Annotated in this window: 19 protein-coding genes and 3 pseudogenes; 10 read left to right on the top strand and 12 right to left on the bottom strand. The window is 71.2% G+C overall.

Annotated features, from left to right (window positions below):
- Positions 1 to 135: 135 nt before the first annotated feature.
- A complete protein-coding gene (locus tag C6N31_RS14625) occupies positions 136 to 1,206 on the bottom strand; it encodes a zinc-binding dehydrogenase (protein ID WP_138352799.1) in 1,071 nt (356 codons plus the stop codon).
- A 178-nt stretch (positions 1,207 to 1,384) separates the two neighbouring features.
- Between C6N31_RS14625 and C6N31_RS14620 the strand changes: the two genes are divergently transcribed.
- Positions 1,385 to 1,699, top strand: a complete 315-nt coding sequence (locus C6N31_RS14620; RefSeq protein WP_138352800.1) for an agmatine deiminase family protein — start codon at positions 1,385 to 1,387, stop codon at positions 1,697 to 1,699.
- Between the two features lie 71 nt (positions 1,700 to 1,770).
- Here the strand turns inward: C6N31_RS14620 and C6N31_RS14615 are convergent, their stop codons facing one another.
- Positions 1,771 to 2,988: an AI-2E family transporter gene (locus tag C6N31_RS14615; RefSeq protein WP_138352801.1), complete on the bottom strand. Its 1,218-nt coding sequence runs from the start codon at positions 2,986 to 2,988 to the stop codon at positions 1,771 to 1,773.
- A 282-nt stretch (positions 2,989 to 3,270) separates the two neighbouring features.
- Between C6N31_RS14615 and C6N31_RS14610 the strand changes: the two genes are divergently transcribed.
- Entirely contained in the window at positions 3,271 to 5,430 is a 2,160-nt protein-coding gene (locus C6N31_RS14610; RefSeq protein WP_138352802.1) for an MMPL family transporter, read from the top strand.
- Positions 5,431 to 5,505: 75 nt separating this feature from the next.
- Here C6N31_RS14610 and C6N31_RS14605 read toward each other — a convergent pair whose 3' ends face one another.
- From C6N31_RS14605 to C6N31_RS43810, 4 genes and pseudogenes are all read right to left on the bottom strand, one after another.
- Positions 5,506 to 6,987: an alpha/beta fold hydrolase gene (locus tag C6N31_RS14605; protein WP_138352803.1), complete on the bottom strand. Its 1,482-nt coding sequence runs from the start codon at positions 6,985 to 6,987 to the stop codon at positions 5,506 to 5,508.
- A 120-nt stretch (positions 6,988 to 7,107) separates the two neighbouring features.
- Positions 7,108 to 8,472: a carotenoid oxygenase family protein gene (locus C6N31_RS14600; RefSeq protein WP_138352804.1), complete on the bottom strand. Its 1,365-nt coding sequence runs from the start codon at positions 8,470 to 8,472 to the stop codon at positions 7,108 to 7,110.
- Positions 8,473 to 8,622: 150 nt separating this feature from the next.
- The gene (locus C6N31_RS43815) at positions 8,623 to 9,399 is read right to left on the bottom strand and encodes an MFS transporter (protein ID WP_244809573.1); all 777 of its coding nucleotides are present in this window, start codon (positions 9,397 to 9,399) and stop codon (positions 8,623 to 8,625) included.
- Positions 9,400 to 9,637: 238 nt separating this feature from the next.
- Positions 9,638 to 10,042, bottom strand: a pseudogene (locus C6N31_RS43810) (MFS transporter); the annotation flags it as partial.
- Here C6N31_RS43810 and C6N31_RS14590 point away from each other — a divergent pair.
- Positions 9,936 to 11,843, top strand: a complete 1,908-nt coding sequence (locus C6N31_RS14590) for an AAA family ATPase (protein WP_232485173.1) — start codon at positions 9,936 to 9,938, stop codon at positions 11,841 to 11,843. The pseudogene C6N31_RS43810 and the gene C6N31_RS14590 overlap by 107 nt on opposite strands.
- Positions 11,844 to 11,850: 7 nt before the next feature.
- Here C6N31_RS14590 and C6N31_RS46085 read toward each other — a convergent pair whose 3' ends face one another.
- Complete coding sequence (locus tag C6N31_RS46085; RefSeq protein ID WP_368860179.1) at positions 11,851 to 11,973, bottom strand: hypothetical protein; 123 nt, start codon at positions 11,971 to 11,973, stop codon at positions 11,851 to 11,853.
- 94 nt (positions 11,974 to 12,067) lie between these two features.
- Between C6N31_RS46085 and C6N31_RS46080 the strand changes: the two are divergent.
- The 3 genes and pseudogenes from C6N31_RS46080 to C6N31_RS14580 all read left to right on the top strand — a co-directional run.
- A pseudogene (locus C6N31_RS46080) lies at positions 12,068 to 12,127 on the top strand (hypothetical protein); the annotation flags it as partial.
- A gap of 89 nt (positions 12,128 to 12,216) precedes the next feature.
- Positions 12,217 to 12,345: a hypothetical protein gene (locus tag C6N31_RS45150; protein ID WP_269770772.1), complete on the top strand. Its 129-nt coding sequence runs from the start codon at positions 12,217 to 12,219 to the stop codon at positions 12,343 to 12,345.
- A 50-nt stretch (positions 12,346 to 12,395) separates the two neighbouring features.
- A pseudogene (locus C6N31_RS14580) lies at positions 12,396 to 12,569 on the top strand (molybdopterin-dependent oxidoreductase); the annotation flags it as partial.
- 27 nt (positions 12,570 to 12,596) lie between these two features.
- Here C6N31_RS14580 and C6N31_RS14575 read toward each other — a convergent pair.
- Entirely contained in the window at positions 12,597 to 15,047 is a 2,451-nt protein-coding gene (locus tag C6N31_RS14575; protein ID WP_198357659.1) for a tetratricopeptide repeat protein, read from the bottom strand.
- Between the two features lie 187 nt (positions 15,048 to 15,234).
- On the opposite strand from C6N31_RS14575, the gene C6N31_RS14570 reads away from it, so the two are divergent.
- Both C6N31_RS14570 and C6N31_RS14565 read left to right on the top strand, forming a co-directional pair.
- A complete protein-coding gene (locus C6N31_RS14570) occupies positions 15,235 to 15,690 on the top strand; it encodes a carboxymuconolactone decarboxylase family protein (RefSeq protein WP_138352809.1) in 456 nt (151 codons plus the stop codon).
- Between the two features lie 164 nt (positions 15,691 to 15,854).
- A complete protein-coding gene (locus tag C6N31_RS14565) occupies positions 15,855 to 16,346 on the top strand; it encodes an iron chaperone (RefSeq protein ID WP_198357658.1) in 492 nt (163 codons plus the stop codon).
- A gap of 62 nt (positions 16,347 to 16,408) precedes the next feature.
- Here the strand turns inward: C6N31_RS14565 and C6N31_RS14560 are convergent, their stop codons facing one another.
- A complete protein-coding gene (locus C6N31_RS14560) occupies positions 16,409 to 16,816 on the bottom strand; it encodes a DUF4440 domain-containing protein (RefSeq protein ID WP_198357657.1) in 408 nt (135 codons plus the stop codon).
- Positions 16,817 to 16,905: 89 nt separating this feature from the next.
- Positions 16,906 to 17,373 (bottom strand): Lrp/AsnC family transcriptional regulator, encoded by a 468-nt coding sequence (locus tag C6N31_RS14555; protein ID WP_198357656.1) that lies wholly within the window; start codon positions 17,371 to 17,373, stop codon positions 16,906 to 16,908.
- 94 nt (positions 17,374 to 17,467) lie between these two features.
- On the opposite strand from C6N31_RS14555, the gene C6N31_RS14550 reads away from it, so the two are divergent.
- Positions 17,468 to 18,331: an LLM class flavin-dependent oxidoreductase gene (locus C6N31_RS14550; protein WP_138352813.1), complete on the top strand. Its 864-nt coding sequence runs from the start codon at positions 17,468 to 17,470 to the stop codon at positions 18,329 to 18,331.
- Positions 18,328 to 18,756, top strand: coding sequence for a nucleoside deaminase (locus tag C6N31_RS14545; RefSeq protein ID WP_138352814.1), 429 nt, complete (start codon positions 18,328 to 18,330; stop codon positions 18,754 to 18,756). Before C6N31_RS14550 ends, C6N31_RS14545 begins: the two co-directional genes overlap by 4 nt.
- A gap of 46 nt (positions 18,757 to 18,802) precedes the next feature.
- Here C6N31_RS14545 and C6N31_RS14540 read toward each other — a convergent pair whose 3' ends face one another.
- Together C6N31_RS14540 and C6N31_RS14535 are read right to left on the bottom strand one after the other, a co-directional pair.
- Complete coding sequence (locus C6N31_RS14540; RefSeq protein WP_187145118.1) at positions 18,803 to 20,146, bottom strand: LLM class flavin-dependent oxidoreductase; 1,344 nt, start codon at positions 20,144 to 20,146, stop codon at positions 18,803 to 18,805.
- 473 nt (positions 20,147 to 20,619) lie between these two features.
- Positions 20,620 to 21,480 carry a class I SAM-dependent methyltransferase gene (locus C6N31_RS14535; protein ID WP_138352815.1) on the bottom strand — a complete coding sequence of 287 codons (861 nt, stop codon included), beginning with the start codon at positions 21,478 to 21,480 and terminating at the stop codon, positions 20,620 to 20,622.
- Positions 21,481 to 21,763 lie beyond the last annotated feature (283 nt).

Genomic DNA, 21,763 nt, shown 5'->3' with positions numbered 1-21,763 from the left:
TGTGACCACAACTGTGCGGGGCCCGCACTCTGCCCATGGACTGAGAGTGCGGGCCCGTCGCGCTCCGGCGTGTTCTGGGAGATCAACCCTCCAAGCTCATTGCCGCTTCCCTGGGGTTGCCCGTGACGAACGTGCCTACCTCGGGTCCGAGGTAGGCAGCCTGACGATGGTCTTGCCGTCTGCTTCGCCCGCGGCCATGCGCATCAGCCCGGCCGTCACGACGTCCTCGAGGTCGATGACCGCGTCTATTGACGTGGTGGCGATCTCCGGGTGGTCGTTGAGCAGGGCCAGCGCCTCAGGCAGATCCTGATCGCAGATGTGTACCTTCGATGTCGAGATCCGGATCTCGTCGAGGACCAGCCGGGTCAGGTTCAGGGGCGAGGGGTCACGGTGCAGGCCGACCAGGCGGATGTGGCCGCCACGGCTCACCGCGTTCATGGCAGTCTCCAGCCCCTTGGGCACGCCCGACGTCTCCAACACGATGTCGGCGCCGTCGCCACCGGTGGCCCGCTTGATCGCGGCGGCGGCGTCCTCCTGGGACGCGTCGATGAGCACCGAGGCGCCACTTCGCTTCGCGATGTCCAAGCGGGCCGGCGAGACGTCGACGGCTATCGTCTCGATGCCCTGCGCCGTGCAGGCAGCCACCGCCAACGAGCCGATCCCGCCCAGGCCGATCACCGCGATGCGCGCACCCGCCTTGGCCTCGGCGCCGCGCACCGCGTGCAGTGCGACGGCGAGCGGCTGAGCCATGATCGCGATGTCGGCCGGCATGCTCCCGACGGAGCGGCTGATGCGCGCAGGGACGTTCACCCGCTCGGCAAGGCCGCCGTCCACGTGCAGTCCCACGGTGAAGTAGCTTGAACAGAGGTTCGTCCGGCCCGCATGACACCACCGGCAGTTCCCGCAGGAGACGCCGGAACCCGGGACCACCACGTCCCCGACGGCGAACCCGGTGACCTCCGCCCCCACCGCCGCCACCCTTCCGACCATCTCGTGCCCCAGCACGAGCGGACCGACATGACGGCTCGCCGGATGCGGCTTGGTGAGGGGGATCAGGTGGGGACCCGAAGCGAACTCATCCACGTCGGTACCGCAGATGCTGGCCCGCAGAATCTCCAGTTGGAGTTCTCCTGCCGCCGGTAACTGAGGATCAGGCCATTCCTGGACACGCACATCGCGTTGACCGTGGTAGACGGCAGCAAGCATCTGTTCAACTCCCAGAATTCAAAAGGATCTTCACCCTAGTGGAGGATCGTGGACCAGAGACGGTGGAAACGAGACAACAGGGCTCGCACCGCTCGTCGGGAACCGGCCTCGCGGCCGGATTCCGCCGGCCGGCAGCCGCCGCTGAAGAGAGCTCTCCCATAGTGGGCTACGTCATGCGGTGGTCTCGGTCCGGGGGCTGTTGAACGCCTCGGCGCGCAGTGAGACCGGTCCGTGGTGGGCGCCGTCCGGCCAGGATGCGGTGACGGTCTGCTGTTCCACCAACCCGGAGTTCCTCGCCTCCTTCGCCAACTACTACGTGGGCAACGGGGCGGTCATCAGCGGCCAGTTCGGCGACACCCCGGCGGACACCGCGGCCAAGGCCACCCTGACCCGCCTCTTCCCCGGCCACGTCATCGAACAGCTCAACATCGACCGCCTCGGCACCGGCGGTGGCGGCATCCACTGCGTCACCCAGCAGCAGCCGGTGCCGTAACGGGACCGCGGCACACCGGAGAGCGGTGCCTGACGAGGTTTTCGGGTGGGTCGGGCACCGCGCTCATGTCCTCATGATCCCGTGCCCCGGTCGGGGGCCGGGTTCTGCGGCGGACCCGGTTCGTCCGTCCGGCGCAGCGCCTGATGGACCGACCACAGGACGGACACCAGCGGTACGGCCACCACCGCGCCCATGACTCCGGCCGCGATGGCGCCGCCGATGACCGTGAACGCGACCACCACCGGATGCAGCCGGACGGCCCAGCTCATCACGATCGGGTGCAGCAGATGGCCCTCGATCTGCCCGATGACCACGATGAGGGCGACGACCATGGCCGCGATCAGCGGGCCTTTGGCCGCCAGCGCCACCACGGCGGCGACGGCAAGGGCGATGGGTGAGCCGATCAGCGGAATGAACGCGGCGAAGAACTCCAGCAGGGCCAGCGGGACCGCGAGCGGCACGCCGAGGGCGAAGAGAGCGACGCCGACCAGGGTCGCGTTGATCGCGGCCACCAGCACGATGCCGTGGGTGTAGCCGGTGAAGGTCCGCCAGGCGGCGCGGCCCCCGACCATCACCCGTTCCCGCGCGGCCGGCGGAAGCTGGTCGCAGAACCAGCCCCACTGCCGGTCGCCGGAGTGGATGAAGAAGACCGAGGAGAACAGGGCCAGCGCGAACACGGTCAGGACTTCGACCAGCCGGCCGGCGCCACTGACCGCCGTACTGATGAGAGTGGACCGGTGGCTCGACAGGAACTGCCCGATCCGGGACTGGACGTCGGTGAGCGCCTCGGGGTTGAGCCGGAACGGCGGCTGCTGGAGCCAGTGCTCGATCCTGTTGATGCCTGCCCGGAACTCCCGCGCCAGCCCGGTGCTCTCTCCCGCCACCGACCCGCCGACCAGGGCCAGGACGCCGAGGGCGAGCAGAATGCTGCCGATCAGGGTCACCGCGACAGCCAGCGGTCGTGGCAGGAAGCGCGCCAGGAGGTCGGTCACCGGTCGGAGCATCGCGGTGATGACCAGGCCGAGGAAGACGGCCACGGCGATCTCGTGGAACCGCCCCAGCACGGAGAAGACCGCGTACACGAGGACGCCCACCACGAGGATCCGCCAGGCGTACGCGGCGGCCGTCCGCAGGGCGGGGAACACCCGCGGCTCGCCGCCGGGCCCGGCCGGAGGTGGGGTGATGCCGCGCAGCGCTTGACGCGACGCCTTCCGGATCCGGTGCCCGCGCTCGGCGGACGGCGCGACGGGGTCCGGTTTGCCGGACTGCGGATGCGATGGCCTGGACATCTCCAAGCGCGTACCACCGGAGCCCGTTCCCGCCACGCCGTCGGCGCGACATTCGCCCGAAGGCGCGCCGACCGTGTGGCGTAGCGCCGGGGGACGCGTCACGGGAACGGACATTCGATGCCCCCGTCCCCGTCCCCGTACGGGCCGGCGCCTGCACGAGCGCTGCGTCGACCCCGCCCGCTGGCTCTGCCGTGTGGTGCAAAGTATGCAAATCTGTCGGATAACAGAGGAAAGGGACCGAGGGCTGAGCTCGGCACCCTACGGCGTGCGGGAGGACCGGACATGCGTCGGTGGGCCGAGTTCGTTCTGCGGCATCGCAGGGCGGTTGTGGCGTTCTGGGGTCTCGTGCTGGTTGCCGGCGTGCTGCTGGCGGGCCGGACGACGGATCGGCTGACGATCGACTTCTCGCTGCCGGGTCAGCCCGGCACCGTGACGGCGCACAAGATCGAGGCCGCTTTCGGCAGCGGCGGCGACACGAGTCCGTATCTGGTCGCGGTCACGCTCCCGGCAGGGCAGACGATCACCGGCCATGAGGCCGAGGTCGGCCGCGCATTCGCGGCCGTGGGCGCAGCGGTTCCGAACGTGCGAGTGATCGACGAGGCGAACACCGGCGACAAGGCCTTCAGGACGAAGGACGACCGCACCGCCTACGCGATGGTGTTCTACCGGTTCAACCCGTCACCGAGCCAGAAGCTGCTCACCGATCCCATCCAAGTGGCGGCGGCGAAGGCCTTGCCGTCCGGCGCCACGGTCGGGGTGACGGGTCAGGACGTCCTGGCCTCCGGGGGCAATGACAGCGGCGGGCCGGGGGTGCTCGGGGAGACACTCCTCGGTGCCGTCGGAGCCCTCGCCGTGCTCGCCTTCGTCTTCGCCTCGTTCCTCGCCCTGCTGCCGTTGCTGGTGGCCGCGGTGTCGATCCTCGCGACCTTCGTGATGCTGCTGCCGCTCACCTACGCCACCGATGTGTCGTTCATCGTGCAGTTCCTGGTCGCCCTCATCGGCCTGGGTGTGGCGATCGACTACTCGCTGCTGTTCGTCACCCGCTGGCGTGAGGAGCGCGACCGCGGCCGGGAGAATCACGAGGCGGTCGTGGTCGCGATGGAACGGGCCGGTCATGCGGTGGTGTTCAGTGGTGTGACGGTGGCCATCGGCCTGCTCGCCCTCGTCGTCCTGCCGGTCCCGTTCCTGCGCAGCATGGGCTACGGCGGCGCGCTCATCCCGCTCGCGAGCGTGTTGACCACTCTCACCCTGACCCCCGCGATCCTGGGCGGCATCGGGCCGAAGGTCGACTGGCCGAAGATCCGGCACGAGAACCGGGCGAGCCGGTTCTGGAGCCGCTGGACCGCCGCCGTGGTACGGCGCCGCTGGATCGCGGCCGCCGCCGCCCTGGCCATGCTCGGGATCCTGATCGGCGTTTTCTTCGGTATCAAGATCGGCCTGGCCTCCTCGGAATCGCTGGCCAAGAACGGCCCGGCCTACGACACCCTGCAGACCCTGGAGCGCGGCGGCGTCCCGACCGGCGCGCTGACCCCGATGGAGGTACTGGTCCGCACCGACCAGGCCGGACCGGTCGCCGCCGAACTGGGCAAGGTCGACGGTGTGCGTGGGGCGTTCGTGCCCTCCGGGCCGGCCGGCAACCGGGACGGACAGAGCATCGTCGTGGTCATCCCGGACCACGAGACGGTGAACTCGAAGAGCATCGACGTCGTCAAGCGGGTCAAGAACGTCGCGGCGACCTTTCCTGGGGTCACCGGCGTCGCCGGGATCGGTGCGGCGCAGATCGACTTCCTGCACGCCGTCTACGGCAACTTCCCCCTGATGCTCACCATCATCGCGCTGCTCACGTACATCCTGCTCGTGCGCGCCTTCCGCTCCCTGTTGCTGCCGCTGAAGGCGGTGCTGCTCAATCTGATCTCCCTGGCGGCGACCCTGGGTCTGATGGTGCTCTTCTGGCAGAACGGTCACGGCTCCAACGCGATCTTCGGCATCGCCGCCACAGGGGCCGTCACGTTCTGGATCCCGATCATGATCTTCGCGTTCCTGTTCGGACTGTCCATGGACTACGAGGTGTTCATCCTCTCCCGCATCCGCGAGGAGTACGACGCCGGCCACTCGACCGACGAAGCGGTCATCGAGGGCATCGGCCGCACCGGCCGGCTCGTCACCAGCGCCGCACTCATCCTCTTCCTCGCCTTCGCCGCGCTCGCCTCCGGCCCCGGCACCGATCTCAAAACCCTGGCGACCGGCCTCGGCCTGGGCATCCTGATCGACGCGACCATCGTGCGGATGCTGCTCGTTCCGTCCCTCGTCTCCCTGTTCGGCAAGTGGAACTGGTACCTGCCCGAATGGGCAGCCCGCCCCCTCCGCGTACAGCCGTCCTCCCCACACCCCGAGCAGCCCGCGCCCGGGCCGCAGCCCGAGCCGCAACCGCCCATGGGCTGAACCTTCAACGACCGCGGAAATGGGTGACGTCCGGCGTGTGGGCGCCGGACGTCACCTTCGGTGAGGGGGTGGTTCTCAGTCGGTGCAGACGGTGCCGGGGGCGGGCAGGGCTCGGGTGGTCAGGTAGCGGTTGGTGGCTTCCAGGGCGCACTTGGAGACCAGGAACATGCTGTAGTCGTCGCCTTCATGGCCCAGGACGACGCTGCCCGGGAGTTGGGCGGCCATGGCTGCGCCCGCACGGAAGGGGGCGAGGGCCTGGTGGGTGGACTGGAGGATCAGTGCGGGCGGTGCGCCGTGGACCGGCGCGCCCGCCTTGACGGGCTGGGACGGGGTGGGCCAGCCGAGGCAGCCGGCGATGGCCTTGTAGGAGCGCACGGCGCCACCGAGGTGCGGGGACACCCGGGCGAGTTCCTTCCCCAGTTGGGTGAGCTGGGCGAGGGAGTGCACCGGGCGGGTGTCGTCGAGACAGGCCGGCACCTGTACCTGGACCGGGTCGAGGGTGTCGTCCTGGTCGTGGGTGAAGTCCATCGGGTCGCCCGCCTGGGCCTTGACGATGGCTTTCGCGAAGTCCGGCCAGGCCTGACCGGACAGGGTCAGGTAGTCCTGGGTGGCCTCGCGGATGTCCTCACCGGTCAGCGGCTGGTGGGACGCGCCCCCGGTCGGGATCGGGGTGCGGTCGGCGCGGGCGACGAGGGCGTCGTACTCGGCCGCGACGTCCTTGCCGTGCAGGGCGCAGTCCTTCGACGTGGCGCACCAGGCGGCGAAGCGGTTGAAGGCCGATTCCGCGGTGGCCGCCTCCTGGGTGACCCGGGCGAGCGGCGAGCCGGTGTCGTCCAGGGCGGTGTCGAGGACCATGGTGCGCAGCCTGCCCGGGTAGAGCTTGGCGTAGGTGCGTCCGAGGAGCGTGCTGTAGTGGATGCCGTACCAGTTCAGCTGCTTCTCGCCCAGCCCGATCCGGACCGCCTCGAAGTCCCGTGCGGTGCTGGTCTGGTCGAGGTGGTCGGTGAGCGGGCCGTTGCGGCGCTGGCAGTCCTCGGCGAAGGCCCGGTTGTGGGACACGAGCGCGTTGAACGCGGCCTGGTTCTGCGGGAAGTGGCTGACTCCGGCGGGCTTGAGCGGTTCCGCGCAGAGGATCGGCGTGCTGTGCCCCACACCTCGCGGGTCCACGGCGACCAGGTCGAAGTTCTGGGTCATGGCGCCGGCGAAGGCCGGGAGGTGGATGTGCATCGCCAGCCGCAGCTGCTCGATGGAGGAGCCGCCGGCTCCGTCGTTCAGGAGCACGGTGCCCTGGCGGTGGGCCCGGTCGTCCGCCGGGCGGCGGACCAGGGCGAGGGTGGTGCTGCCGGCGCGGGGGCGGGACCAGTCGACGGGTACCTGGATCGATCCGCACTGCATGTTCGTGAAGTCGGTGTCGGCGCAGGCGTGCCAGTCGATGCTGTTGGCGGGGGTCCGGTGATCGGCGTCCTCGGTCTGCGCGAGCGCCGGTACGGCGATGGTGGCCACGAGCGCGGAGAGGGCCGCGGCGATCCAGCCCGCGTTCTTCCGGATTCTTGTCATGTCGACTTTCCTTGGTCATGAGCCTCGGCCTGTTCGGGCTCGAGGGGTTGTTCGGGATGTTCCGGTGGGGGTGTTCCGGTCGGGGTGCTCAGGTCAGGGCGTTTCCGGGAGGAAGCGGGGTCAGCTTTCGCTTCCGTCCAGGGCGCTGTCGGGGATCCAGGAGCCGTGGATGCCGGCGGTCACGCGGCGCGGCAGGTGGACGGTGGCGATCCGGTCGAGGCCGGAGGCGTCCAGGACCAGCAGCTGGGAGGCGTCCTGCTTCAGGTCGGAGACGACGGTGAGCAGATAGCCGTCGTCCTCGTTGGTGGCGCCGGCCGCGGGGACGAACACCGCCTCACTGGGCAGCCGGGCGTCGCCGACCTGGTGGATGCGGCGGGCGCCGGTGGTGCGGTCGTACTTGACGACGCCGTAGCCGCCGAACCCTTCCTGGTCCGGGAAGGACACCGCGTACTGGTAGCGGTGCTCGGCGCCCAGGTAGTCCTCGTTGAGGGTCGGGAACTCCACCGCGAGGTCGTCGATGATCTGCTCGTCGACGGTGCCGGCCGCCGGGTCGATCACCCAGCGGCGGGTGTAGGAACGGGTGCTGGGCTCGGTACCGCGCCCCGGCGCGCCGACCCACCAGTTCCAGGAGAGCTGGAACCCCTCGCGGTCCACGGTGGGGCCTTCCAGAACGATGCGTCCCTGGCCGTCCTCGTAGGCGTTGCCCGCGTGCAGCATGTTGCCGGGTTCGACGGAGAACCAGCGGATCTGCCGGGCGCCGTCGCCGCCGCGGGGCATGACGCCGATACGGGAGGGCTGCTGGTCGCTCCAGCTGTAGGGGATGCCGGAGTGCTCGGTGTGGTCGAAGGTGACGTTGCCCTCGATGAAGACCACGTGGCGGCGGGTGATGGCGAAGTCGTGCTTGAGGGAGGCGGTCGCTCCCGGGATCTCGGCGCTGTGGACGATCTCGCCCTTGGCGTCGGCGACGTAGTACGTCAGGAACGGCGGGAAGGGCGAGGAGGCGAAGAAGTGGAGCTCTCCGGTCACCGGATCGACCTTGGGGTGCGCGGTCATGGCGTTGTTCAGCCGACCGTTGAAGTCATGGGCGCCGACCGTCTCCAGGTCCCGGGTGAGCTCGAAGGGGAGGTTGGCCTCGCAGAGCGCCAGCAGACGGCCGGCGTGCTCGATGACGTGGGTGCCGGCGGTGCTCGCGGTCAGGTCGGGCCCCTTGTCGGTCATGTAGGGGGCACCGTCGAGGGCGGGGGTGTGCACCCACCGGTTGCGGTACCACTCGGCGCGGCCCGCGCGGAGCCGGATCCCGTGCACCATGCCGCTGCCCTTGAACCAGTGGGTCGGGGTGACGCCGGGCTTGGGGTTGTGGCTGTTGCGGATCAGCCGGCCGGTCAGCTCGGGGGGCAGGTGGCCCTCGACGGTGAGGTCGGTGGCGGTGATCTCGTCGGCGACGGGGGTGTAGTGGCCGGTCAGGTAGGGCTTCGCAGCAGTCATGGCAGGAATCTCTTTCCGTGGATGTGGGGTGCGGGGTGCGGGGTGCGGGGTGGGTCGGGTGTGTTGTCCGGTGTCAGGCCGCCTGTTCGGCGCGGGGCACGGCTGATCCATGGACCGGCTGATCCATCGGTACGGCCGGATTCAGGGGATTCAGGCGAGTTGTGGGTCGGAAGCCGGGCTGGTGGCGGTAGCGGCGACAGCGGCGTCGGTGGGGGTCCGCGGGCGGATGCAGCGGGTGAGGAGCACCGCGAGGAGCGCTGTTGCGGCCAGGACCGCGGCGGCGACGGTGAAGACGGCGCGGTAGCCGGCGGTGAGCGCTTCCAGATGGGGTTGGTGGGTGGCCGCGTGGGCGGTGACGGAGCCGGCCAGGGTGGTCAGGGCGGCGAGGCCGATCGCCCCGCCGACCTGGCGGGTGGTGTTCACCAGTCCGCCGGCCAGGCCCGCGTCCTGTTGCGGGACGCCGTCCACGGCGAACGCGGTGAGCTGGACGAAGGCGATGCTCAGACCGAGGCCGATCAGGATGCTGGGACCGAGGACGTCGGCGAGGTAGCTCCCGTCGGCGCTGATCCGTGACAGCCACAGCAGTCCGGCGGCCTCGGTGAGCAGGGCCGCGGTCACGGTCGCGGTGCCGCCGACGCGCCGGGATATGCGGGGCGCCATGGCGGCGCCGAGCATGTTGGCCCCGGCCAGGGGAAGCTGGCCCGCACCAGTGGCCAACGGACTCGATCCGAGCACCAGTTGCTGGTAGAGCGGCAGGAAGAAGAACAGGGCGATCCACACGGACCCCAGCAGCGCCATCAGCTGGTTGCCCGCCGCGACGCGGCCGGTGGTGAACAGTCGCGGCGGCATCAGCGCGTTCGGCCGGCGGAGCTCGATCACGACGAAGGCCGCGAGCAACGCGGCGGCGCCGAGGAGGGCGCCGAGCACCCGGCCGGCCGTCCGTCCAGCCGGCGCCGCGTGCGGTGGTCAGCCCCCAGACCAGGCAGGTCAGGGCGAGTGTGACGGTGGTGGTGCCCAGCAGGTCGAACCGTCCGGCCGTCCGGGCGGGCGCCGCCCGTGGCACGAGGGCCGCGACGGCGACCAGGACCAGCACCGACCCGAGTGCGACGGCGTAGAAGATCCAGGGCCAGCCCCAGGCCTGGGTGAGCACACCGCCCAGCAGGACGCCGCCCGCCCCTCCCGCACCGGAGACCGCGCCCCACACCCCCAGGGCCCGGCCACGCCCGGGGCCGGACGGGTACAGGTCCATCGTCAGAGCGAGCGCGGCCGGGGCGATGGCGGCGGTGCCGAGGCCCTGAACGGCGCGGGCGGTGATCAGGACGCCGGGGGAGGCGGCCACTCCTGCGGCCAGCGACGACACCGCGAACAGCGTGAGGCCGGCGATGAGTACCCGGCGGCGCCCGAGCAGGTCGGCCGTCCGCCCGCCGGCCAGGAGCAGCGCTCCGAACGCCAGGCCGTAGGCGTTGACCACCCACGTGGTGCCGCCGTCCGACAGGCCCACCCCGGCCCGGATCTGGGGGAGCGCCACGTTCACGATCGAGGTGGCGAGCGCGCGAGTACAGGCCTTCATCGGCCGGGACGAGGAACTCGCGCGCTTCGCGGCGGCCTTGGCCTGCGATCCGCAGGCGCCGTTCGCGTTCTACGTGTTCGGGCCGGGTGGCATCGGGAAGTCGACGCTGCTGCGCCGGCTGGCGGACCATGCCCGTAAGGCGGGCCGGCTGCTCGTCGAACTGGACGGCCGATTCGTCGGCCGGGATCCGGCCGACTTCGAGCGCGCGGCCGCCCCGTTCCTGGACGTCGCCGGCACGGTCCTGTTCGTGGACTCCTTCGAGCACTGCCAATGGCTGGAGAGCTGGCTGTGGCACCACTTCCTGCCGCGCGCCGCGGACGGCGCCCTGGTCGTCCTGGGCGGCCGGCTCGCGCCGCAGCCGCAGTGGAGCTCCGATCCCGCCTGGGCCGGGCTCCTGCACGTGGCCGAACTGGAGCCGTTCTCCGCGGAGCAGGCCCGGAGCGTGCTGGTCGCGGCGCGGATCCGGCCCGAACTGCGGGACCTGGTGCTGCGCTTCGCCGGAGGCAACCCGCTGGCCCTGTCCCTCGCGGCGGCGGCGGACTCGACGGGCTGGAGCAGGGAGGAGACGTGGTCGCCCTCGGGCGACGTCCTGCGCACCCTGTTGGCGGGGCTGATCGGAGAGGTGCCGACGGCGGCTCACCGCCGTGCCCTGGAGGTGGTGGCACAGGCGCATTCGACCTCCGAGGAGCTGCTGGCCGCGGTGCTGCCCGAGGAGGACAACCATCTGCTGTTCGGCTGGCTGCGGGAGTTGCCCTTCATGGAGTCCACGCACCGGGGGGTTCACCCGCACGACGCCGCACGTGAGACCCTCGCCGCCGACCTGCGCTGGCGGGCACCCAACGCCTTCCTGACGATGCGCCTGCGGCTGGCGGAGGAGTACATGCGCCTGCTGCGCGAGGCACCCGAGGAGCGGGTCTGGACGGTCACCGACGAACTCTTCTACCTCTTCCGTGAGGTGGAGCTCCTGGCGCGGCTGCGCACGTGGTCCCGCGAGGACGAGGTGCACGACCGTCCGCTGCACGCGGACGACCTCGACACCGTACTGCGCATGGCCGAGGAGACCGAGGGCCCGGAATCCGCGGAGCTGGTCCGCTACTGGGCGCGGCGTCAGCCGCAGGCGTTCAGCGTCTACCGTCTGGTGAACACGGGCCGGATCGTGGCGTTCACGGCCCGACTCGCCCTGCCGGCCCCTCCCGACCCCCAGGACCTGGCCACCGATCCCGTGGTCGCGGCCGCCTGGGCGTACACCGACGCCACGGCGCCGGTGAGCCCCGGCGATCACATCGGCGTGAGCCGCTTCTCGATCTACCCCGAGCGGTACCAGATCCCCTCGCGCGTCATCGACCTGAGCAGTTCCCGCGCCCAGGCGGAGGCCGCCCGCGCCCGCGGCCGCGCCTACGGCTTCGCCGTCTGGCGCGACGCCGACACCTGGGCCGAGCGCGTCAGGGGCAGCCTCGCCGACACCGGTGCGCGACCGCTGGTCGGTGAGCACACCTACGGGCTGTTCGGCGTCGACTGGCGACAGGTGTCCGTCGAGGCCTGGATCGGCCGCTTCATATCGGCCCCCGGCGTGCCTGCCGAGTCCGGACCACCGCACGGCTCGCGGAGCGCGTTCGACCAGGCCGTACGCGAAGCCCTGTCGCACTGGCGCGACCCTGGCGCCTTCGCGGCCTGTGCCCTGATGCGCGCCCGTCTGGCGGCCGACTTCGCCGACCCCGTCGAGGAACTGCGCGCCCTGCTGCGCCAGGCCACCGACGACCTCGCCCGCGATCCGCGCGGAGTGCGGGCCCGCGAGCCCTGACGGCGAGCTACTTCTCCGGCGCGCCCACCCAGGAGGCCGCCGCCTCGGCCTGCCGTACGGAACCTACCGGCGTCACCTGCGCCAGGGACTGGACCTGCTGTGCGAGGCGCTGTGGGAGTGGGAGCTGCACGGTTCCCACAAGGCTCCGTAGCGGGAGACCGCACTCCTGGGACCGGGACCCGGCCTGGTGCAGCGGTACCGGTGTCAGGGTCGGCTGCGGCGTCGTGCTCGACATCGGGCGGGACGCCTCCACCGGCAGGCGAACCGTCGCGAAGGTCTCCGGGGACAGGAAGCACCCGACGAACTTCGGGCGGCTCTGCACGAAGGGCTCCAGGACGGCGCCCACTTCTCCGTCTGCGGCGACGCGGGTCGCATGGCCAAGGACGTCGGCCGGACGCTGCGGCAGATCGTCGCGGCACACGGCGGCATGGACGGGCAGTCGGCCGCCGCGTACGTCCGGCAGTTGGCGTCCGACAAGCGGTACGTCCGCGACGTCTACTGATCGGCCGCCCGACTGCCGACCTGTCTGCCATCTGCAAGGCATCCTGCGAGTACAGCGCCAATCTCCGGCTCGCCGACTTCACCTCCGACCGCACGATCCTCGTGACCCACCGCAACGGTGAATCACTCACCGCCGAGCACGGCTTTCCGCTGCGTCCCGTCGTCCCGCACCGGGACCGCCGCTGCTCCCACCAGGAACAAGAGGGAGACGGACCACCTCTGTGAGCGTCACGGGCGCAGTAGGGGGAACGATCAGTAAGCCCCGGGATTGAGTTCCCGCAGGACGGCCTCACCCGCCGCGCGGTGCTCGGCGGCCGCCGCCGGATCCGTTGCGTCCAGCACGATCGCGATGCCCTCGTGAGCCAGCGCCTCCTCGGACCGGTATCCCAGTTTCGGGGCCAGCTCCAGTGCCTGCCGGTGCAGCCGCAGGGCCTCGTCGGGGAGGCCTGCGAGCCGGCAGGTCTCGCCGTAGCCGTTGAGGAAATGGATCTTCCAGTGTTCCTCGAACAACTCGTCCAGCAGCGCGAACGCCTCCCGGTGGCTGGCCAGCGCCTCCTCGTAGCGGCCCATCTGCCGCAGCGCGACGCCCAGGCAGTTGAGGCACCACGCCTCGTTGTTCATGTGCCCGTCCTCACGGGCCAGGGCCAGTGCCTGGTGCAGGTGCTCCGCCGCCTCGTCGGGTGCCTCGCCGGCGATGGCCACGCCGAGGGTGATCCGAGCCGTCAGCGTGGGCGGCCAGGACGGGTCCGCGTGGGGAATGTCGAGCACTTCGCGGGCCCGCTGCGCCGCCTGGTCGCGGTGTCCCAGCTGCAGCATCGCCCAGGCCTCCGACGCGGCCGCGTGGGCCGCCCCCGTCGGGCAACCCGCCTCCTCGTACAACTTCCCCGCCAGCCTGAAGAGTTCGAGCGGCTCGTCGACATGGCCCTCGTCCGACCTCAGATAACCGCGGCGCATGGCCAGTTCGGCCTCCGACCGTACGTCCCCGGTCCGGGACAGCCCCAGTTCGGCCGCCTCGTACGCGGCGCCCGCCTCCGCCATCCGGCCCGCGTTGTAGCGCGCGAAGCCCAGGTCGCTGTGCGCCTCGGCCAGTTGCAGCGGATCGCCCAGGCGCTGCGCGGCGGCCAGCGACCGCTCGAAGAGGAAGTTGAGGTGCGTCGTGCCGCAGCGCCGCGCGAAGTACGCCCGCAGGAAGCGCGGCAGCTCGCTCACATGCACATCGGCTCCGATGGCGACCGCTGTCTCGAAGACGGCGATCAGCGTTTCGTACTCCGAGGTGAGCCAGGCGAGGGCCGCGTGCTTGTCCGCGAACTGCGGCAGGGCGGCCGGCGGCCGGCCCGCGGAGGCCGGGCGGCCGGGCGACAGGACCGGCAGCGCGGCGTCGGCGGCGGCCGCCGCGTGCACGTAGTAGTCGAGGAAGCGGCCCAGCGCCCGTTCCCGCTCGGCCGGCGAGTCCTGCTGTTCGCATGCCCGGCGGGCGTGCTGGTGCACCAGGTCGTGCAGCCGGTAGCGGCCCGTCGCCGGCTGCTGGACCAGGTGCGCGTCGAGCAGGTCCTCCAGCATCTCCCTGGCGCTGTGCAGCGGCACGTCCGCCAGGGCCGCCGCCACGTACTCGTCGAAGGCGGTCCCGGGCAGCAGGCCCAGCATCCGGAACAGGCGGGCCTGGGCCCGGTCCAACTGCCGTACGGACATGGCGAACGCGGTGTCGAACTCGGTCGCGCCCTCCGACAGCCGCTCCACGAGGATGCCGACCGTCCAGCCGGGCCGGTGCCGCAGCCGGGCCGCGGCCAGCCGCAGGGCCAGCGGCAGATGGCCGCACAGCCGCAGCACCTCGGCGGCGGACTGCGGATCGCGGGCCAGCCGCCCGTCGGGGCCGCTGGGGTCACCGCTGGCGCGGGCCAGCAGCTCCGCGCTCTCCTCCGGACTCAGCACGTCCAGCGACACCGGGGGCACCTCGTCCAGGCCCAGCAGCCGGTTGCGGCTCGTGATCAGGGCCACGGAGGGGCCGGCGCCGGGCAGCAGCGGGCGGACCTGGTCGGCGTCGGCGGCGTTGTCGAGGACGATGACGGCCCGCCGGCCGGCGAGCTCCGACCGCCAGCAGGCGGCCAGCTGTTCCACGCCCTCCTGCGGGACCCTCTCGGACGGGACGCCGAGCGCGCCGAGCAGCATCCGCAGGACCGAGCCGGGATCGAACGGCTCCCGGCCCTCGGTGAATCCGTGCAGGTCCACATAGAGCTGGGCGTCCGGGTACCGGTCGGTGAGCCGGTGCGCGGCATGCACCGCCAGACAGGTCTTGCCGACGCCCGCCATACCGTCGACGGCGACCACCTGATGGCTGTCCACCGCGGCGAGCACGGCCGAGAGTTGGGCCTCGCGTCCGGTGAAGTCCGGTACGTCGCGCGGCAGATCATTGCGGGGCTTCGGCGGGACCAGCCGGCTGGCCTTCGGGGGCGCGGGCAACGGGTTCGAGGACCGTTCCCACAGGGGCCGCAGCGGGCGGGGGTCGCGCTTGACGAGCCGGCAGAGGGCGATCACCGCAGGCCAGGGCGGCACGGTCTGTCCGCTGAGGTAGCGCGACAGCGACGAGGAGCTGAGGCCTGCGTCCTTCGCGAGAGCCCGGACGCCGAGCCCGGACAGCTCCTGGAGCAGGCGCAGTCGGGCGGCCAGTTCGTCCTGTGGGTCGGCCTGCGCTGTTCGCTGTTCCATGTCCACCGTTCCCCCGCTTCGCTGTCCCGCCCCGGCCGAAGTATTACGGGCCGTTTCTCCGCTGGTCAAGGCTGTTCCAGCTGTCCCAGAGCGTCCCATCGCCGTCGTCGTAGAAGGCCGGAACGGCTGTTATGGAGTCACGCCCCGGGGAGAACGGGGCACCGAACAACACGAGGAGCAGACCGAGATGCAGTCCCGTATGCAGAACCCCGCCGTCGTCCTGTCCGACGCGATGCAGCCCATCCAGCAGATCTTCAAGGCCGTGCACTCCGGCGGGGTGGACGGTCAGACGCTGGAGCTGGTGCATCTGCGGGTCAGCCAGATCAACGGCTGCAGCGCCTGCGTCGACGGCGGCGCCAAGACGGCCCGCAAGGCCGGAGTGAGCGATGAGCGGCTGGCCACGGTCGTCGCCTGGAGGGAAGCCCCGTACTTCACCGACGAGGAGCGGGCGGCCCTCGCGCTGGCCGAGGCCGCGACGCGGCTGGCCGACACTCCCGACCCGGTGAGCGACGAGGTCTGGGACACGGCCGCCACCTACTTCGACGAGAAGCAGCTGGCCGCGATCGTCCTGATGATCGGCGTCACCAACATGTTCAACCGGCTCAACGCCACGACCCGTCAGATCGCCGGCGCGTGGGGATGACGGGCACCGGCCCCGGCCGGCGGGCACGGACCCGCCGGCCGCCCGACCCGGGGCCCCAGGGGTGAGTGGCCCCGTGAACGCCGGTTTCGGAGGAGCCGCCACCGCGGCGGCTCCTTAGCATGACGATGCCATCCATCACATCACGTACCAGGAGGAAATCCACCATGAAGGACACGCAGAAGCCCGCCAGCACCACCGCCAAGAGCACCACCGGGACCGACAAGAGCTTCGAGGGATTCACCGCCGAGGAACGCGATGCGATGAAGGAGCGCGCCAAGGAGCTGAAGGCGTCCGCGCGCCGCGGATCGCGCGCCGAGAAGGCGGCGGAGGAGGAAGCCGCCGTGGTCGCGAAGATCGCCGAAATGGAGGACTCGGACCGGGTGATGGCCGAACGGATCCATGCGGTCGTCAAGGGAAGTGCGCCGGACCTCGCACCGAAGCTCTGGTACGGGATGCCCGCGTACGCCAAGGACGGCAAGGTCGTCTGCTTCTTCCAGAGCGCGCAGAAGTTCAGCGCGAGGTACGCGACGTTCGGCTTCAGCGACAAGGCCAACCTCGACGAAGGCGCCATGTGGCCGACGTCCTACGCCTTGAGGGAGCTGAGCGCCACCGACGAGGCGCGGATCGGCGCGCTCGTGAAGCAAGCGGCGAGCTGAGGGAAACCCGTGGGTCCGGGGGCCTGGCCCTTCTGGAGCAAGGCCCGAGCCCCGGACGTCCTCTACTCCACGTCGTCCCAGGCCATCGAGCTCATGCGCCAGCCGGCGGGCGTCCGGATGAACTGGGTGGTCTTGTGGCCGGAGCCCTCGAACCAGTCGCCGTTGAGGAAACCGGACTTGCGGTAGTCGCTGAACCGGTGCGCGATCGACCCGAAGATCTCGGTCCGCTCGGCGACCTCCCACTCGGAGAACTCGGTCAGAGTCCCATCGGTGAGGATCCTCTCCCGGGGCTCGATGAACGCGTCGAGGTCGTAGACCACCGGCTCGGCGCCGACGTTCTTGATGATCATTCCTTGCGGGATGAACACCTCACGGACGACGTCGACGTTCGGCCGGCTGCCGGCGGTGTTGGTGAACGCGCCGAGGAAAGCGCGCATCAACTGGTCGAGTTCGGCCTTGACATCGGACACGGGTACCCCTCCCACACGGCGATCTCTTCGCGCCTGATCGTGGCCCACCACCCACGGGTCAGCAAGCCCCGTGGCGGCCGGGACGATCCTCAGCGCGGCCGGGTACGCGTCCGGGGCACTCGCGGGCCGCGGAACGGCAGGGTGCTGCTGAGCACGAGGTTGGTGGTCGTGCTGCCGAACTGGGCCAGGGCGTCGACGATCTCCTCCAGGTCGGCCATCGATGTGGTGGCCACCTTCAGGACGTAGCAGTCGTCGCCGGTGGTGCGCAGGCACTCCAGGATCTCGGGGCGCTCCTCGATCAGCCGGTGCAACGGCTCGTGCCGGGTCCCCGGGTATTTCAGCCGGACCACCGCCAGCACCCCGTACCCGGTCCGCTCCAGGTCCACCTGCGCCCGGTACCCGGTGATCACCTCGGCCGTCTCCAGCCGCCGTACCCGTTCCGTCGTCGCCGACGCGCTCAGGTTCACCCGCCGTGCCAGCTCCGTGAAGGCGATCCGGCCGTCCTTCTGGACCTCCGCGAGGATCGCCCAGTCCGTCTCGTCAAGACTCTCCGTCATCCGCTCAGATTACCGGCGAATCCACGGGCGAACCGCCTCTGAACAGGGAGGAATCCCTTCTGGCCGCCCGGGCGGCCTGGCTAGGCTGAGGTCTGTGAAGATCGGCGTCAACATCCTCAATTTCGGCCCCGGCACCGACCCGGGAGTCCTGCGGAGCTGGGCCCGGACCGTGGAAGGCCTGGGCTTCGATCTGCTGATGCTCTCGGACCACGTCGCCATCACTCCCGACGTCGCCGAGCGCTACCCGGCACCCTTCTACGAGCCCTTCACCACCCTGTCGTGGCTGGCGGGCCTCACCACCCGGATCCGGCTCGGCACGACCGTCCTCATCGCCCCGTACCGGCACCCGCTGCTCACCGCCCGGATGGCGGCCAACCTGAACGAACTGAGCGGCGGCCGGCTGGTCCTCGGCGTGGGGGTGGGCTGGGCGCGGCAGGAGTTCGCGGCCCTCGGGATCCCGTTCGAACAGCGTGGCCGCATCACTGACGACCATCTGCGCGACATCCGGGCGGCCTGGACGGACACCGCCTCCTACGGAACGCGGCGGATCCCGGTGTGGGTCGGCGGCAACAGCGACGCGGGACTGCGCCGGGCCGTGCGGCTCGGCGACGCGTGGCATCCGCTGCGCTGCACCATGCCGTGGCTGCGCGAAGCCGCCGACAGGCTGCAGGCGTCCGCGGCCGGGCAACAGCTCCCGGTGCCCGCCTTCGCCCCGCGGATCGCTCTGAAGATCACCGCCGGACGGGTCGGCGGACCGGAACGACTCGCCGGTGAGGGCACGATCGACCAGATCATGGACGACCTCGACCAACTGCGGCTGCTCGGCGCCGACTCCGTAGTTCTCGACACCTACGGCGGCGACCCCGGTGAGACCTGCCGACCGCAGGGGAGTTGGCAGGCACTCGCCACGGTCGCCGCGCACTTCTGTCCGCCCCGCACCAGAACGGAGCCGTCATGACCACACCCGACGACCACGCCCTCCTCCGGCGGGCCATCGCGCTCGCGGCCAAGGCACGCGAGGGCGGTGACCCGCCGTTCGGGTCGCTGCTGGCAGCACCGGACGGGACGGTGCTGGCCGAGGAGCACAACACGACGCTCACCGGCCAGGACATCACCGCCCACCCGGAGCTGAAGCTGGCGCGGTGGGCCGCGAAGGAACTGGACGCGGCCACCGCGGCGCAGACCACGATGTACACCAGCTGCCAGCCGTGCGAGATGTGCGAGGCGGTCATCCAGCGGGCGGGGCTGCGGCGGGTGGTGTTCGCGCTGTCCAACGAACAGCTCCTGGACATCAGGCCCGGCAGCGGGCAGCCGCCCGTGCCGCAGGACGGCCCCGCGCTGCTCGACGAGGTACGGGCCGTCGTCGAGGGGTACTACCGCTGACCGTCCGGCAGCGCGGCCGTCCCGCCCGTCCCGCCCGTCCCGCCCGTCAGGCGTTCACCAGGGCCGAGGAGAACTGGTTGGCGGGCCGGGGGAGGCCGTAGTGCTCGCGCAGGGTGCGGCCGGTGTACTCGGTGCGGAACAGACCGCGCTCCCGCAGGATCGGCACCACCCGCCGCACGAACACCTCAAGTCCTGAGGGCAGAACGGCGGGCATGATGTTGAACCCGTCGGCCGCCCCGTTCCTGAACCAGTGCTCGATGGTGTCCGCCACCTGCACCGGCGTGCCCGCGAAGGTCCGGTGGCCGCGGCCGCCGCCGAGCCGGCCGATCAGCTGGCGCACCGTCAGCCGCTCCCGGCGGGCGAGCTCCACGACCAGGGTGTAGCGGCTCTTGGAGCCCTCGATCTCGTCCTCGTCGGGCAGGTCCGCCGGCAGTTCCTCGTCGAGGGCGAACCGGTCGGGGTCGAGCCCCAGCAGGGTGGCGAGCTGGAGTTTGGCGTACTCCGGCTGGATCAGCCGGCCCAGCTCCGCGTCCAGCTCCAGCGCCTCGGCCTCGGTGTCGCCGATGACCGGCACGATGCCCGGCAGGATCTTCACGCCGTCCGGGTCCCGGCCGGCCGCCGCGGCCCGCCGCTTGACGTCGGCGTAGAACGCCTGGCCCTCCTCGAAGGTCGGCTGGGCGGTGAACACCGCCTCGGCGTAGCGGGCCGCGAAGTCCTTGCCGTCCTCGCTGGACCCGGCCTGTACCAGCAGCGGATGGGCCTGCGGTGAGCGCGGCACGTTCAGCGGACCGTCCACCTGGAAGTACTTGCCGACATGGCCGAACCGGTGCACCCGGTCCGACTCGGCGTGCACCCCGCGGTCCTTGTCCGCCACGACGGCGCCGTCCTCCCAGCTGTCCCAGAGCTTGGTGGACACCTCGATGAACTCCGCCGCCCGCTCGTAGCGGTCGGCGTGCGCGGGCTGGGCTTCGAGGCCGAAGTTGCGCGCCGCGGCGTCGCCTGCGGTGGTGACGATGTTCCAGCCGGCCCGGCCGCCCGAGATGTGGTCCAGCGAGGAGAACCGCCGCGCCAGGTTGTACGGCTCGTTGTAGCTGGTCGACGCGGTGGCGATCAGCCCGATCCGGCTGGTCACGGCGGCCAGCGCGGTCAGCAGCACCGTCGGCTCCAGCCGGCCGCTCGGCCGCCGGCCCGGGTCGCCCCACAGCGCGGGACTGTCCGCCAGGAACAACGAGTCGAACGCGGCGTCCTCGGCGATCCGGGCGAGCCGCTGGTGGTAGGCGACGTCGATGTGTGCCAGCGGCTCGGACTCGGGCAGCCGCCACGACGCCTCGTGATGGCCGGTGTCATGGATGAACAGATTGAAGTGCAGGCTGCGGTCGGTGCTGCTCATGATGCGTCGGCTCCAAGGAGAAGGTCCGGGTGCGGGGCGGCGGGGAGGGAAGTGAACGCGGCGCTGCGCTGCGCCGTCCTCACAGAGGTGGTCGCCCGGTGTGGCCTCTGTGCCCTGGATCGGAGACCGGCGCATCGAGCCGGCGGGCAGCCGACGGAAGCGGGGGTCTCAGGATCAGGGCGCGAGCGCCGCACCAGCCTGCTGGCGGCATGACGGAATATCGCGGCACAGGGATATCTGCCGGAAATGCGACTGGCGGAGCCAGTTCAGCGGGAAATGAGCCGACAGCGGCGACTACATCGCATCGCACCGAGGCAGGCGCATCGCGCCTGCTCTCCAGGGTGCCGAATCGATCTCATGTGCCGACACTAACCAGGCCCGGTCAGGGGCGACAAGGTTTGTTCCAGGCCTGGAATTAACTCCCGACGGAGCCTCGGGAGCGCGCGTGCGAGCGAGATGGGGCAGACCCGACGTCAGGCCGGGCGGTGGCCCCAGGCGGTGATCATGCCGGGGGAGAGCTCGGCGAGTTCTGGGGATGCCAGATAGGCCAGCGCCTCGTCCACCGTCCGCGCGTCCACCAGCCCGCTGGATTCCAGGCTGGGACGCATCCGTTCCCAGGTGGCCCGCCAGAAGGCGGTCACCGGCGCGTCGGGGGTCAGCGGCGGCACGTAGATCTCCGCTCCGACGTCGGACAGACCGTGGGACCGCAGCAGCCCCGGATAGCCGGTGACCCAGCTGATGTCGGTGCCGATCGTGTCGCCCAGCGCGTGCCACATGGCTGCCATCGTGCGCCGGTAGGCCGGGTGCGCGGAACGGGCCGTGGTCAGATCGACGGCGTCGCTGACGACGAGCCATCCCCCGGGGGCCACCCAGTTCGCGAGCCGCGCCAGCACGGCATCGTGCCGGGGCAGGTGCATGAGGACGAACCGGCAGTGCACGAGGTCGAACCGGCCCGGTCCCAGGTTCGGATCGGCCAGCTCCGGGTCGGCGAGGTCGGCGATGACCGTGTGCACGCGGCCTCCCGGCTGCACCGCCAGGAAACGGGTGTCGCGATCGACGGCGACAACGCTGTCGACGCCCGCCGTCCCGGCCAGCCAGCGCGTGATGGTCCCCGTTCCGGCGCCCGCGTCCAGACAGGCCCATCCGGGCCCGGCCCCGAGCGCCGAGAGGCGCCGGAACGTCACGTCGTCGTAGGCCAGCGCGCCGTAGTCGATCCGCGCGGCCTCGCCCTGCCGCTCCGGCGGGAAGAGGTCCCTGCCGTAGTGGCCGGTGGCAGGGGAGCCGGCCGGCCGGTTGTTGCCGCCCGCAGGGGCGGACGGCCGGGAGTCGGACATCGGATCCTCGTTTCTGCCTCGCCCGGTCGAGATGCTCCACCGTCGTACTGCTCGCGGCGGCCCGGGCGCACCGGCTCCAGGGTCGCACCGCCCGCTCGGGTGGTGGGAACACCGACCTTCCCGAGCGCTTCCGCGCACACCACGACCCCTTCGATCCTGGAGCCACCGGACGGATCCCGCCACCGCAGCCGGTTGACGGCCCGGCTCATTGCGGCACCCGTGCGTGGATCATGATCACGGCGGGAAGCCGGATCAGGGCTGCTCGTCGATGATGCGGCGGATC

The organism is Streptomyces fildesensis (assembly GCF_016107395.1).
GTDB lineage: Bacteria > Actinomycetota > Actinomycetes > Streptomycetales > Streptomycetaceae > Actinacidiphila > Actinacidiphila fildesensis.
Note: the sequence above shows the minus strand (reverse complement) of the source record. Positions and strands in the feature narration are given on the sequence as shown.